This is a genomic window from Tanticharoenia sakaeratensis NBRC 103193 (genome assembly GCF_000963885.1).
Taxonomy (GTDB): domain Bacteria; phylum Pseudomonadota; class Alphaproteobacteria; order Acetobacterales; family Acetobacteraceae; genus Tanticharoenia; species Tanticharoenia sakaeratensis.
In genome coordinates this window covers 202,646-215,424 of sequence record NZ_BALE01000009.1, presented here as the reverse complement: position 1 = coordinate 215,424, position 12,779 = coordinate 202,646, and the positions used below count along the sequence as shown (strand labels likewise).

Below are 12,779 nucleotides of genomic sequence, written 5' to 3'. Positions count from 1 at the left end.
GCCCAATCAATGAACGGCAGAAAAAAAGGGTTGCCGGGAAGACGAAAAAATCGCGCGAAAAAAGCGGATGCGGTGAAGGCGTGGCGGAATTCCGCCGATTTTTTGCGAAAGAAAATCTGTGCAGGCGGAAGATTCAGCCCGTAGCGAGCTGCGGCGCTGCCAGTTCCGCAAGCTGCGCCCGCGCCCGCGAGACACGGGCTTTCATGGTGCCGACGGGCACGCCGCAGACCGTGGCCGCCTCTTCGTGCGTCATTTCCTGGGCGCCGACCAGAATGAGTGCTTCGCGAAAGATGTCAGGCAGTTTCCATAGAAGGGTCGTCAGATCGGAGACGTCGTCATGGCGGCCGGGCTCGGAGAGCGGATGACCGGCAAGGCTGCCGTCCTGTCCCATCCCATCGAGAATTTCGTCTTCACGTTTGCGTCTGCGGCGCTGCTCGTAAAACGCATTGCGTTGAATTGTGAAGAGCCACGCCTTCAGACTGGTACCGGGACGAAACTGGGCCTGCGATGCAAGAGCACGCACAATCGTCTCCTGCACGAGATCGTCCGCCGCAGAGACGTCGCGCGTCAGGAAACGGGCAAAACCACGGAGATCCGGCAGTATGGCCACGAGCCCACGCCGCACTGTCACCGGTGCATCGGTCGGCACCGGCTTCGGATCCTGGACATCGGTTATCAGAGGAACATCCCTATACTTGCCACGTCCCTTTTCGGCGATGCCGGGTCGTGGCATTGTCACCTCATGCATGTGGACCGTCTTTGCCTGGAGTCAACCGGATCATGATCGATATGAGGCGACAGGATCTGGTCCGCGCCCTTCCGATGGCGCGGCGTTTCGCCCGTGCCCTTTCAGGCGACCAGCCCGCCGGCGATCGGCTGGTTGCCGCCGCCATTCCCGAACTTCTGGCAGAAGCTTCCTCCGACACCCCGGCGCGCCAGGCGCTCTATGCACACATCATTGCACGCTATCGCGACAATGCGACGGTTGCCGAGGGTACACTTGGTTTTGACCAGCGTGTGCTTCTTCTGCTGACCGGCCTCGAGGAACTGACGCTGCCGACGGCCGCGGCCATTCTCGACATTCCCGTCGAGACTGCCGAACTCGAAATCGCCAAGGCGCGAACGGGTCTCCGGTCGGTTGCCGAGACCTCCGTTCTCATCATCGAGGACGAGCCGGTCATCGCCATGGACATCCAGGATCTGGTCGAGCAGTGCGGTCACAATGTGGTGGGCATCGCACAGACCGAGGCGGAAGCCGTTGCCCTCGCGGAGGAGCACAAGCCGGGGCTCATCCTTGCCGACATCAATCTCGGACACGGCAACGATGGCATGCAGGCAGTTGGACGCATCATGAAGACGCACCGGGCGCCGGTGATCTTCGTAACCGCCTATCCGGAGCGTCTGTTGACGGGTGCAGCCGAGGAGCCGCCGTTCGTCATCACCAAGCCGTTCGAGCCGATGATGCTTGCCATCACGACCTATCAGGCGGTGACCGGGGGCATCCCGACGATCTAGGCGTCGAAGGACGCCCGGCTTGCACGGCGCTGTCCATCGCGCGACATAGCGGGGCATGGCCGCTCCGATCCTGCTTCTCTCAGACATTACTCTTACTCTCGGCGGAAAGCCGCTCCTGGACGGCGCCGAACTCGGCGTCACACAGGGCGAGCGGCTCTGCCTCGTGGGCCGCAACGGCTCCGGCAAATCCACGCTCCTGCGCATCGCTGCAGGACAAATTGTGGCTGATTCAGGTACGCGCTTCGTCCAGCCGGGCACGAAAGTCGTTTATCTTCCGCAGGATCCCGACCTGTCCGCCTTTCCGACGACCTTGGCGTATGCGTCCCAAGGGCTTGCAGAGGACGAAACTTATCGTGCCCGCGCCATGCTCGCCGAGCTGGGGCTGACCGGCGAAGAGCCGACTGCGACACTTTCCGGTGGCGAGACCCGTCGGTGCGCGCTGGCCTGGGCACTTGCCGCGGAGCCCGACCTGCTCCTGCTGGATGAGCCGACCAATCACCTCGATCTCCCGAGCATCGAATGGCTCGAACGCGAGCTTCTGGCGTCGCGGTCCGCCATGATCGTCATCAGCCACGACAGGCGCCTGCTGGAGACGTTGTCTCGCGGGGTGGTCTGGCTGGATCGCGGTATCACTCGCAGGCTCGATCAGGGCTTCGCGCGTTATGAGGCCTGGCGTGAGGAGATCATCGAGCAGGAGGAACTGGCTGCTCACAAGCTCGATCGCCAGATCGCGCACGAGGAAGACTGGATGCGCTATGGCGTCACGGCCCGGCGCAAACGCAACGTCCGCCGTGTGGCCGAACTGGCTGCCTTGCGTCAGCAGCGGCGTGACACGCGTTTCGCGAGCACCGATGGTCCGAAGATGGACGCGCAAGGCGCATCGGGCGCTGCCAAGATCGTGGTGACGGCAGAGCACGTGGGACGCTCGTTCGGCGAACGCACGGTCATCGACGATCTGAGCCTGCGCGTTCTTCGTGGCGATCGCCTTGCGATCGTCGGGCCGAACGGTGCGGGAAAGACGACGCTTCTGCGCCTGCTCACCGGCGTGGACGCTCCTGACCAAGGCAGGATCGAGATCGGGGCCTCCCTCTCGACCGTCTCTCTCGATCAGCGGCGCGCTGAGCTCGACCTGTCAAAGACGCTGGCCGACACCTTGACGGGTGGTGCTGGCGACATGGTTCAGGTTGGCGACCAGAAGCGGCATGTGATCGGCTACATGAAGGACTTCCTGTTCCGCCCGGAGCAGGCGCGGACACCGGTCGCCCATCTGTCCGGCGGAGAGCGGGGCCGACTGGCACTCGCATGCGCACTGGCGAAGCCGTCCAATCTCATGGTGCTCGACGAGCCGACCAATGATCTCGATATCGAAACGCTGGACCTGCTGCAGGAGATGCTGGACGAATATCCGGGTACCGTCCTTCTCGTCAGCCATGATCGCGATTTCCTTGATCGTGTAGCGACGTCCGTTCTGGTTTCCGAAGGTGATGGTCATTGGCAGGATTATGCCGGCGGCTATTCCGACATGCTGGCGCAAGGCGGAGCCGGCGTCAAAGAACGTACGGCCGATGTTGCGGCGACTGAAAAGAAAAATACTGCAAAACCAAAGAGCGACAGTCGAAAGCTCACCTACAAAGACAAGCTTGCGCTGGAAAAGCTGCCACAGCGTATGGCTGAACTCGAAGAGACAATCGTCAAGACGCGGGCGAGCCTTTCGGATCCCGGCCTGTATGCCCGCGACCCCAAGATGTTCACGCGCCAGACCGATGCGTTGACCGAGGCCGAAGCCGCGCTCACGGCGGCAGAGGAAGAATGGCTGGAACTCGAGATGAAGCGGGAAGCGATCGAGAGCTAGGCGCCGATCAGGCCCGACAGCTCCATACGCGCGCGACTATCCGCGATGCTGGCATGAACGCGGAGCGCTGCATCGAGCGCCCGGCGCCCGGCCTCTGCATCTACAAGCACGGGCGCACCATCGAGACAGGCTGCGGCGAAGGTGAGATGCTCGGCGGCCAGATTGTCGTGATCCTGCCAGGACACGGCTTCGCGCCGGAACCCACCGGTTCCGGGCAGTGGCAGGCCACGCTCGCGTCCGATGAAGCTCAACTCACGAGCCATGAAATCGGCCGAGAGATAGCCCTCTTCCGAGAACAGGCGCATCCGGCGCTCGGTTTTCAGTGAAATCCGGCTGGCCGTGATGGTGCAGACGCAGCCATTCTCAAACCGAACGCGGGCGTTGGCGATATCCTCGTGCTGGCTGGATACGGCCGCCCCGAGCGCATCGATGCTCTCGATCGGACTGTCCACGATAGCCAGCACGAGATCGAGATCATGGATCATCAGATCCAGGATCACCGAAACGTCGGTGCCGCGTGGCTTATAGGGCGCGATTCGGGTGGCTTCGATGTAAAGCGGCCGACCGATGCGTTCGGTGATCGCCGCGTGTTCCGCCGAATAGCGCAGCAGGTGCCCGACCTGCAGCACGCATTGTGTTCTACGCGCCGTTTCGGCGAGAGCGGTCGCTTCATCCAGCGTGGCCGCGATCGGCTTTTCCACCAGAACGTGTCGGCCCGCATTGAGGCATGCCGTCGCAAGCGGGAAGTGTTGCTCGGCGGGTGCCGCAATGATGACGGCATCCACTGCCTCGATCAGTGCATCGAGACTGGGGACGACGTCGCAGCCAGCTTCCAGGGCCACCTGCTGCGCCCGTGCCGAATCGGGGTCATGGAGTGCGACGAGCGTTTCGCGCGGGCAATCGCGTGCCTTGAGCGCATGAAAGCGCCCGAAATGCCCTGCGCCCACGATACCCACCCGAAGCGTTCGAGCCTCGGTCTGGGTCCGGCGTGTCCCGAAGATCATCAGCGTCTCTCCCCTGCTCCCGTCCTAGCCTCCGGACCGCGCGCGGCCAAGGTTGCATCGCGGGCTGCATGACGGCATGTTCCGCGACCGATAACGACTTGGTGTGAACGTGGGGCGAGAGGCCGGAGACAACGGGCTCGACGTCCGCGAGAGGCGACCCGATCCGACATGATGTATTATAGCCGGCTGAGGATGCTTGGGACGGTGGGCATATGCCTGCTCGGGCTTCTGCTCTGCCTGCCCAATGCCCTGAACCGGCCCATGCCGTCCCTGCCCTGGCGACAGATCCATCTGGGGCTCGACCTTCGTGGCGGCTCCTATCTGCTGCTGCGGATCGACCTGCAGAGCCTGACGGCCGCCCGGCTGCAGTCCCTGGAGGACAATGCCCGCCGCACCCTGCTCGACAAGGGGCTCGGGTATCGCGATTTCCAACGTGATGCCGCTTCGGCGCGCCTGACCTTCCTGCCGCGCGATACGGGCGAGCGTGAGGCCGATATCGCAGCATTGTCCGACATGCCTCGCGCCGTGCCGGGCGAGTTCTCGGTGCAGACGGGCGCCGATGGCCGTATCGCGGTCGTTCTGTCTCATGATGCGATGGTGCAGCGCGGACGCGACGCGATCGGCCAGTCGATCGAGATCGTGCGCCGCCGCATCGACGCGACAGGCGCAATCGACCCGAGCATCACTCGCCAGGGTGATGACCGTATTGCAGTCGAGCTGCCGGGCATTTCGGACCCCGAGCGCATCAAGGCGCTGCTTGGAACCACCGCCCGCATGACTTTCCAGCTCGTGGGTGAAAGCGGCAGCGGGACCACCATGCTGCCGATGGTCAACAATCCCGAGCAGCAGCTGCCGATCTCCAATCACGTCGATGCCGATGGCGCGGACCTGACCAATGCGGGCGCCGTGATCGACCAGCAGAGCGGCCAGTGGGCGGTCACGCTCACGTTCGACCGTGTGGGAGCCGCGGAGTTCGGCGCCCTGACGCGCGCCAATGTCGGCAAGCGTTTCGCGATCGTCCTCGACAACAAGGTCATCGAAGCACCCGTGGTCCAGAGCCCGATCACGACCGGCACCGGACAGATCACCGGCAGCTTCACCGCCCAGCAGGCGACCGATCTGGCGCTCCTGCTCCGCGCAGGCGCCCTGCCCGCGCCGCTCGCGGTCATCGAGCAGCGGTCGATCGGGCCGTCGCTCGGAGCCGACTCGATCCGGGCCGGTGCGATCTCGCTGGCGGTCGGGTTCGTGCTGGTCGTCATCTTCATGGCGCTGTTCTACGGCCGCTTCGGGCTCTACGCCGACATCGCCCTGCTCGCGAACCTGATCCTGATGATGGCGATCCTGTCGCTCTTCGAGGCAACGCTGACGCTGCCGGGCATGGCGGGCATCCTGCTCACGCTCGGCATGGCGGTCGATGCGAACATCCTGATCAACGAGCGCATCCGCGAGGAGGTCAAGCGCGGGCGCGGGCCGCTTCAGGCCATGCAGGTCGGCTTCGAGCGCGCGACCGGTACCGTCATCGACAGTAACGCGACGGCCTTTCTGGCCCATGTCATGCTGTTCGTCTTCGGGGCCGGACCCGTTCGCAACTTCGCGCTGACGATCACGATCGGCATTGCCACCACGCTGTTCACGACGCTCGTGCTGTCGCGCCTGCTGATGGTGCGCTGGTATGCCAACACCCGTCCGCAAACCCTTCCCGTCTGATGTCGAGCACAGCCATGTCCCCCCGCTTCCGCTTCGTGCGCGACGATCACCGCATCGGCTTCATGCGCGGTCGCAAGGCCGGTCTCGCGACCTCGGCCGTTCTCTCGGTCCTGTCGCTGATCCTGTTCTTCTACCCCGGCCTGTCGCTGGGCCTGGATTTTCGGGGCGGAATCGTCATCGAGGCCCGCACGCAAGGCCCCGCCGATTTCGGCAAGCTGCGCACGGTGCTGGCGGAACATCATGTTTCGGCGGCCGGCATCCAGAAATTCGGCGCCGATAACGACGTCCTGATCCAGATCGACGCACCGCGCGAAGGTCCGGATCACGAGGCCCAGACACAGAACATCGAGCACGCCGTGCGCGATGCTGTGGCACAGGCGCAGCCGGGTGCCGAAGTGGTGCGCGCCGATGCTGTCGGTGCGTCCGTCTCGTCGGAGCTGTTCCGGGACGGGATCCTGGCGCTGGTGTGCAGCCTTGCCATGATCCTCGTCTATATCTGGGTCCGCTTCGAATGGGAGTTCGCGGTCTCCGCCGTGATCACGCTCATCCTCGATCTGACCAAGACGATCGGATTTCTCGCGCTGACCCGCTTCCAGTTCGATCTGGTGATGGTGGCCGCGATCCTGACGATCCTCGGCTATTCGACCAACGACAAGGTCGTGGTCTATGACCGCGTGCGCGAGAATCTGCGTAAATATCGCACCATGCCGCTGCGTGAACTGCTCGACCTCTCGATCAACGAGACGCTGAACCGCACGCTCGGCACGTCATCGACCGTGTTCCTCGCGGCCCTGCCGCTGGCGCTGTTCGGCGGTCATTCGCTGTCGGGATTTGCGACCGTCATGCTCTTCGGCATCGTCGTCGGCACGTCGTCATCGATCTTCATCGCAGCCCCGCTCCTGCTGCTCATGGGCGAAAAGCGCCTGCGTCGGGACGCGGCACGCCCCTGACGAGACGCACCGTGGCCCGTCAGCGTGGGCCGCGGTGATCGACGGTCGGTGCCGTGTCCGGCGGCGTGACGGCCGCAATCAGCCTGTCGACGGCCCCGTTCGCCTGAGCGAGATGTCGGTTGCTGGGTGCCTTGAGTTCGTTGAGAACCAGCATCCAGGCATTGTGGTCGAGCGCCACGAGAATGTTCAGATTAGGCGTGTTCGGGCCGCTTGCCATCACGTACCCGTAAGCCATGCCGTGCGCCATGAGATACGTGTAGACGAGGCTGTGCGGCGATGTGGGCTCCGTCGCCACGCGTTCCGCGCCCGGCGCGGCACATCCCGAGAGCCCGATCAGTGTGGCGATCAGGGTCAGGATCCTGCGCGATGCCATGGGGCCTCCTGAAGGTGCTGTAGCAGATGGAATGATGGCCGACACAATTCGCCCGGCCCCCGCGAAATGCAAGGACCGGGCGCATGCGGGCCTGTGCCGCACCATGCGGTGCGGCGATCGACTGGCGATCAGACGCGCGGCGGGAGCGTCTCGCCCGTACGGGTCGCGAGCAGGTCGCGGATTTCGCTGAGGAGCACTTCGCTCTTGCTCGGCTCCGGCGGCGTCGCGGGCGCGGGCTGCGGCTTGGCGCGGGCCATGGACACGAGCTTCACCAGCCAGAACACCACGAAGGACACGATCAGGAACTGGATCACCGCATTCAGGAAGACGCCGACATTGACGGTGACGGCGCCGACCTTCTGGGCATCCGCGAGCGTCGCGGCGTGCGGCCCCTTCAGCGTGATAAAGATGTTCGAGAAGTCGATGCCGCCGGTGAGGAGACCGATGAACGGCGTCAGGATATCCTTGACGAGGCTCGAGACGATCGCAGTGAACGCCGCGCCGATGATGATACCGACGGCGAGATCGACCACGTTGCCGCGGACGAGAAACTTCTGGAATTCTCCAACCCAGCCGGGCTTCTGGATATGGTGACTGTGTCCACTCATGCGTGGGTCCTTACGCTGCTTGCGGCGCTGTGTTGGCCGCATGTTTCGATGATCAAAAGGTTGCCGTGTTCCCTTTCGGGGGCCAAGCGAAATAACGCGGCAAAAGTTCAGTGGCCCGACGCCCGCCGGTTTTCGACGTCTATCCTGTCGTTCCTGTTTGATCCGGCGACGGAGTTCCGTTATAGGCCGCGTCTTCTGCTCCGGTCGGCATCGGAGCCCTCCAAGGCCAGAAGGTTCGAGATTCCATGAAGTCCGGCATCCACCCCGATTACCACGACATCACCGTCATCATGACCGATGGCACCGAATACGTCACACGGTCCTGCTACGGCACACCGGGCGCGACCCTGCGCCTCGACGTGGACCCGAAGTCCCATCCCGCGTGGACCGGCGTGCAGCGCATCCTCGACACGGGTGGCCAGATCGCGAAGTTCAACAAGCGCTTCGCCGGCATCAGCGGCCGCGGCTCGAAGTAAGTCTTCGCCCGGCCCCGCGCCTGCAGGAACGCCGATCCGGTCTCCGGGTCGGCGTTTTTTGTTGTCCGGACTTAGGAAAATAATCCGAAATCCCGGGTTGTGGGCCTTGAAAGGGTCGTTGCCTGTGAACATGTCCTGTCTGTCGCGGTGCCATACCGGGCCGTGACAGAATTCAAGAAGCGCGTCTTGCCGGAATGCCGGGAGACGCCAGCAGCAAGACCTGCCTGAAGGAGGTTTTTATCATGACCTATGATTTCGCACCCCTCTTCCGCACTGCAATCGGCTTTGATCGCCTTGCGCGCCTTGTGGACACGGCATCCCAGAGCCAGGGGTCGTCCGGCTATCCGCCCTACAACATCGAGAAGACCGGTGATGCGACCTACACGCTCACCATGGCGCTCGCGGGGTTCGGCCCCGATGATGTGGAACTGACGCTTGCCGACAACACCCTGACGATCAAGGGCAGCGTCCCGACACAGTCGACGACCGGCGAATGGCTGCATCGCGGGATTGCCACGCGCGCCTTCGAGCGCCGCTTCGTGCTCGCGGATCACATCGAGATCGGCGATGCGCAGTTGGTGAACGGACTGCTGACCGTGTCCGTCCGTCGGGTGACGCCCGAGGCTCTCAAGCCGCGTCGGATCCCGGTGACCGTCGGTGAAGCGCCGCGTGTCGAGACGACAGCGCCGTCCGAAGCGCCGGCGGAGCTTGACCACGCCGCCTGAGGGTTCGGTGACAAGGGAAAGGGCCGCCTTCGGGCGGCCCTTTTTCGTCCGGTGCTCCGATCAGGCTTGACCGGCACACGTGCCGCGCTCCATATGACCGCCATATCGCTTGTGCATCTGCAGGTGCCGCGATGGTCGGTCTGGTCAGGCTGGCCGCTCTTCCCTCGGAGTCGGGATAAGGTCCGGTGCCTGCGCGTCAGTCGCAAAGCATCCTGGCACATAGGACCATCATGACCCTGCCTCTCATGCCGAAAGCCACCGCAGTGTGGCTGATCGAGAAGACCGGCCTCACTTTCACGCAGATCGCGGAATTCTGCGGGATGCACCCGCTCGAGATCCAGGCGATTGCGGATGGCGAAGTGGCAGCCGGCATCGTCGGATACGATCCGGTCAAGAACCACCAGGTCTCGCAGGACGACATCGCCCGCTGCGAAAAGAATCCCGACCTGCGTCTGAAGATGCTGGCCAACCACAGTCCGGTTGCACGCCGCTCCAAAGGGGCGCGGTATACCCCGATTGCCAAGCGCAATGACCGTCCCGACGCGATCGCGTTCCTGCTGCGCCAGTTCCCGCAGCTGTCGGAAGCGCAGATCATCAAGCTTCTCGGCACGACGAAGGATACCATCGCGAAGGTTCGCGATCGCCAGCATTGGAACTCGGCCAACATCAAGCCGCGCGATCCCGTGATCCTGGGCCTGTGCAGCCAGACCGATCTCAACGCTTCGGTGCAGTCGGCCAACGAGCGCCTGACGCGTGAGGGTCAGGCCGTTCCGGTCAGCATCCCCGACAGCTTCGAAGACGCCGACGTCTGATCGGCATCCTCGAAGTGATGAACAGGCCGTGCTATGCGGCCCGTAAGGCTTCGGCGTCCTCGCGCCGGATCGACTGACCGATTGCAATCATAGGGTGGCGATGCTGACAGACCGCGAGACCATGCTGCGCAAGCTGCACGAGCTGCGCAGCGAGCATCGCGACCTCGATACGGTGATCGAGCGGCTGGTGACCCATCCGCTCAACCAGCTCCAGCTCCAGCGTCTGAAGAAGCGCAAGCTGCTGCTGAAGGACGAGATCTCCTGGATCGAGACCCGCATGATTCCGGATGACATCGCATGAGCGAAACACAGACCCTGTCCGACCCCGCTGATCCCACGATCGATGGTGATGTCACGCCGCTTGTCGGCGTGATCATGGGATCCCAGTCCGACTGGGAAACGATGCGTCACTGCGTGGGTGTTCTGGATGAACTCGAGATCGCGCATGAGCGCCGGATCGTCTCGGCCCATCGCACGCCTGACCGGATGATGAGCTATGCCCGCGATGCGCGTGGCCGCGGTCTTCGTGTCCTTATCGCCGGTGCCGGGGGTGCCGCCCACCTGCCGGGCATGTGCGCGGCCTGGACTCATCTGCCGGTGCTTGGCGTGCCCGTTGAGAGTGCGGCATTGAAGGGTATGGACAGCCTGCTGTCGATCGTCCAGATGCCCGGCGGCGTTCCGGTCGGCACGCTTGCCATCGGCAAGGCCGGCGCGATCAACGCGGCCCTGCTGGCGGCATCCATCCTGTCGCTGTCCAACCCTGTGCTCGAGGCCCGTCTCGAGGCCTGGCGCGCCATGCGCACGGCATCCGTTGCGGACGAACCCGAGGCGTGACGTCGACTGTTCGCACCATCGGGATTATCGGTGGCGGTCAACTGGGACGTATGTCGGCGGTCGCTGCCCAACGGCTGGGCCTGCGTGTGCATATCCTGACGCCCGAAGCCGATGCACCTGCCCTGCAGGTCGCCTCCAGCGCGACGATCGGCGCTTATGACGACCCTGACGTGCTGCGCCGGTTCGCGGAAGCGGTCGATGTCGTGACGTTTGAATTCGAGAACATCAGCGCAGAAGGGCTCGAACTGCTCGAGACCATGCGTCCGGTGCGGCCCGCAGGCCGGATCCTTGCGCTCAGCCAGGATCGGATCATCGAAAAGCAGTCCCTGGAAGCAGCGGGTCTTCGGATCGCGCCATGGAAGCCGGTCCACGAAGAAGCCGACATCGACACTGCAGTGGCGACACTGGGCCTGCCGCTGATCCTGAAGTCGGCGCGTGGCGGCTACGACGGAAAAGGGCAGTTCCGCATTCGCTCGGCGGATGATCTGGCCTGCCTCGATCACGGCGCGCTGCCTTACCCGATGGTGGCCGAGGCCGTCGTCGATTTTGCCCGTGAACTGAGCGTCATGGTGGCCCGAGGAACGGACGGCAATTGCCGCACATTCGCCGTCACCGAGAACCATCACGCCAATGGAATTCTCGACCTGAGCCTGGCACCGGCTCAGGTGACGAACGACGTCGCGGCCGATGCCGCTGCACTGGCCATGCAGTTGGCCGTGGCACTCGATCTGGTCGGCATCATGGGCGTCGAGATGTTCCAGACGTCGGACGATGCCCTGTTGGTCAACGAGATCGCGCCGCGTCCGCATAACTCCGGACACTGGACGATGAATGCCTGTCTCATCGACCAGTTCGAGATGCATGTCCGGGCCGTTGCCAATCTGCCGATGCCCGATCCGTCGCGTTTTGCCGACGCAGCGATGAAAAACCTGGTGGGGCCGGATGCGATGGCCTTGTGCCCGGAAATCCTTCAAACCGAAGGACTTGCGCTGCATCTTTATGGCAAGGACTCAGCAAGGCCGGGGCGCAAGATGGGCCATGTCAATCTGATCTTCCCAAAAGGCGGATTGCCGGGACTGTTCGGCATCGCTGATGCGCTGGGTCCGCTCGCGGCGCTATAATGCGCCGAGTTCGCGGAAGCTTACATGGCGGCCGTTGCCGATGATCAGGTGATCGACGACTTCGACACCGATGGTATCGGCTGCGTTTCGGACCATGGTCGTCATCTGGAAATCCGCCTCCGAGGGTGTCGGATCGCCGCTAGGGTGGTTGTGGACCAAGACGATGCTGGCCGCATTCAGCTCCATTGCCCGGCGCGCGACTTCACGGGGATAGACCGGCGTGTGGTTCACGGTGCCTCGGGCCTGTGCCTCGTCGGCGAGAAGCGCGCCGCGTGCGTCGAGAAACACGATCCGGAACTGTTCGACGCTTTCGCGTGCCAGACGTGCAGTCAGATAATCCAGCAAGGTCTGTGGGTTGGACAGGATATCCGATGCGTCCAGACGTGCCCGGTTGTACCGGAGTGCTGCCTCCTGCAACAGGCGCAGTCCCGGCACGACGTGACGCCCAAGTTGGCTGACGCCTGCCAGCGCCTGCTCGCTCGCGGATAACGTGCCGGCCGCCGAGCCGAACCGCTCGAGAAGCGTGCCGGCCAGAATTTCCGGAGACTGTGAGGTGCTGCGCGCGCTCGCAGTCACAATCTCGAGCGTCAGGGCCAGGATGTCTGCGTCATCCAGATAACGCGCGCGTCCGGTCAGCAGGGCCTGTTTCGGATCAGGCGGCGGTGCCTCGTCAGGCAAGGCCGCCTGCAGGGTCGTGATATTGCCGCGAAAGCCGCCCGCATCTCGAAAGCCGCTGGCGGGGACCGGTCGATCGGGAGGTGTATCGCTCAAGATTCGGCTCTGCTGTCGGGCACTGGCGCAA

At 63.8% G+C, this 12,779-nt stretch carries 15 protein-coding genes; 10 read left to right on the top strand and 5 right to left on the bottom strand.

Features of this window, described 5'->3' with window-relative positions; genetic code table 11:
- Positions 1 to 133: 133 nt before the first annotated feature.
- Entirely contained in the window at positions 134 to 649 is a 516-nt protein-coding gene (locus tag B8446_RS03685; protein WP_241767615.1) for a sigma-70 family RNA polymerase sigma factor, read from the bottom strand.
- A 131-nt stretch (positions 650 to 780) separates the two neighbouring features.
- On the opposite strand from B8446_RS03685, the gene B8446_RS03680 reads away from it, so the two are divergent.
- A complete protein-coding gene (locus tag B8446_RS03680) occupies positions 781 to 1,515 on the top strand; it encodes a PhyR family response regulator anti-anti-sigma factor (RefSeq protein ID WP_048847275.1) in 735 nt (244 codons plus the stop codon).
- A gap of 55 nt (positions 1,516 to 1,570) precedes the next feature.
- The gene (locus B8446_RS03675; protein ID WP_048847273.1) at positions 1,571 to 3,367 is read left to right on the top strand and encodes an ABC-F family ATP-binding cassette domain-containing protein; all 1,797 of its coding nucleotides are present in this window, start codon (positions 1,571 to 1,573) and stop codon (positions 3,365 to 3,367) included.
- Here B8446_RS03675 and B8446_RS03670 read toward each other — a convergent pair.
- The gene (locus tag B8446_RS03670) at positions 3,364 to 4,371 is read right to left on the bottom strand and encodes a Gfo/Idh/MocA family protein (protein WP_048847271.1); all 1,008 of its coding nucleotides are present in this window, start codon (positions 4,369 to 4,371) and stop codon (positions 3,364 to 3,366) included. The genes B8446_RS03675 and B8446_RS03670 overlap by 4 nt on opposite strands.
- Before the next feature lie 171 nt (positions 4,372 to 4,542).
- On the opposite strand from B8446_RS03670, the gene secD reads away from it, so the two are divergent.
- Positions 4,543 to 6,078 carry a protein translocase subunit SecD gene (gene secD / locus B8446_RS03665; RefSeq protein WP_048847269.1) on the top strand — a complete coding sequence of 512 codons (1,536 nt, stop codon included), beginning with the start codon at positions 4,543 to 4,545 and terminating at the stop codon, positions 6,076 to 6,078.
- A 14-nt stretch (positions 6,079 to 6,092) separates the two neighbouring features.
- Positions 6,093 to 7,028 carry a protein translocase subunit SecF gene (gene secF, locus B8446_RS03660; protein ID WP_048847443.1) on the top strand — a complete coding sequence of 312 codons (936 nt, stop codon included), beginning with the start codon at positions 6,093 to 6,095 and terminating at the stop codon, positions 7,026 to 7,028.
- 19 nt (positions 7,029 to 7,047) lie between these two features.
- On the opposite strand, the gene B8446_RS03655 is transcribed toward secF, so the two are convergent.
- Positions 7,048 to 7,401 (bottom strand): hypothetical protein, encoded by a 354-nt coding sequence (locus tag B8446_RS03655; protein WP_048847267.1) that lies wholly within the window; start codon positions 7,399 to 7,401, stop codon positions 7,048 to 7,050.
- A 128-nt stretch (positions 7,402 to 7,529) separates the two neighbouring features.
- On the bottom strand, positions 7,530 to 8,009 hold the full coding sequence (mscL, locus tag B8446_RS03650) for a large-conductance mechanosensitive channel protein MscL (RefSeq protein ID WP_048847265.1): 480 nt from the start codon (positions 8,007 to 8,009) through the stop codon (positions 7,530 to 7,532).
- Between the two features lie 245 nt (positions 8,010 to 8,254).
- Between mscL and rpmE the strand changes: the two genes are divergently transcribed.
- From rpmE to B8446_RS03620, 6 genes are all read left to right on the top strand, one after another.
- Positions 8,255 to 8,485, top strand: a complete 231-nt coding sequence (gene rpmE / locus B8446_RS03645) for a 50S ribosomal protein L31 (protein WP_048847262.1) — start codon at positions 8,255 to 8,257, stop codon at positions 8,483 to 8,485.
- A 242-nt stretch (positions 8,486 to 8,727) separates the two neighbouring features.
- A complete protein-coding gene (locus tag B8446_RS03640; protein WP_048847440.1) occupies positions 8,728 to 9,210 on the top strand; it encodes an Hsp20 family protein in 483 nt (160 codons plus the stop codon).
- A 230-nt stretch (positions 9,211 to 9,440) separates the two neighbouring features.
- A complete protein-coding gene (locus B8446_RS03635) occupies positions 9,441 to 10,022 on the top strand; it encodes a DUF1013 domain-containing protein (RefSeq protein ID WP_048847260.1) in 582 nt (193 codons plus the stop codon).
- A 100-nt stretch (positions 10,023 to 10,122) separates the two neighbouring features.
- Positions 10,123 to 10,323: a DUF465 domain-containing protein gene (locus tag B8446_RS03630; protein WP_048847257.1), complete on the top strand. Its 201-nt coding sequence runs from the start codon at positions 10,123 to 10,125 to the stop codon at positions 10,321 to 10,323.
- Complete coding sequence (purE, locus tag B8446_RS03625; RefSeq protein WP_048847254.1) at positions 10,320 to 10,856, top strand: 5-(carboxyamino)imidazole ribonucleotide mutase; 537 nt, start codon at positions 10,320 to 10,322, stop codon at positions 10,854 to 10,856. The genes B8446_RS03630 and purE overlap by 4 nt, the downstream gene beginning before the upstream one ends.
- Positions 10,853 to 11,977 (top strand): 5-(carboxyamino)imidazole ribonucleotide synthase, encoded by a 1,125-nt coding sequence (locus tag B8446_RS03620; protein ID WP_048847252.1) that lies wholly within the window; start codon positions 10,853 to 10,855, stop codon positions 11,975 to 11,977. Before purE ends, B8446_RS03620 begins: the two co-directional genes overlap by 4 nt.
- Here B8446_RS03620 and radC read toward each other — a convergent pair.
- Positions 11,972 to 12,748, bottom strand: coding sequence for a RadC family protein (gene radC / locus B8446_RS03615; RefSeq protein ID WP_306301100.1), 777 nt, complete (start codon positions 12,746 to 12,748; stop codon positions 11,972 to 11,974). The two genes, B8446_RS03620 and radC, sit on opposite strands and share 6 nt — an antisense overlap.
- Between the last annotated feature and the right edge of the window lie 31 nt (positions 12,749 to 12,779).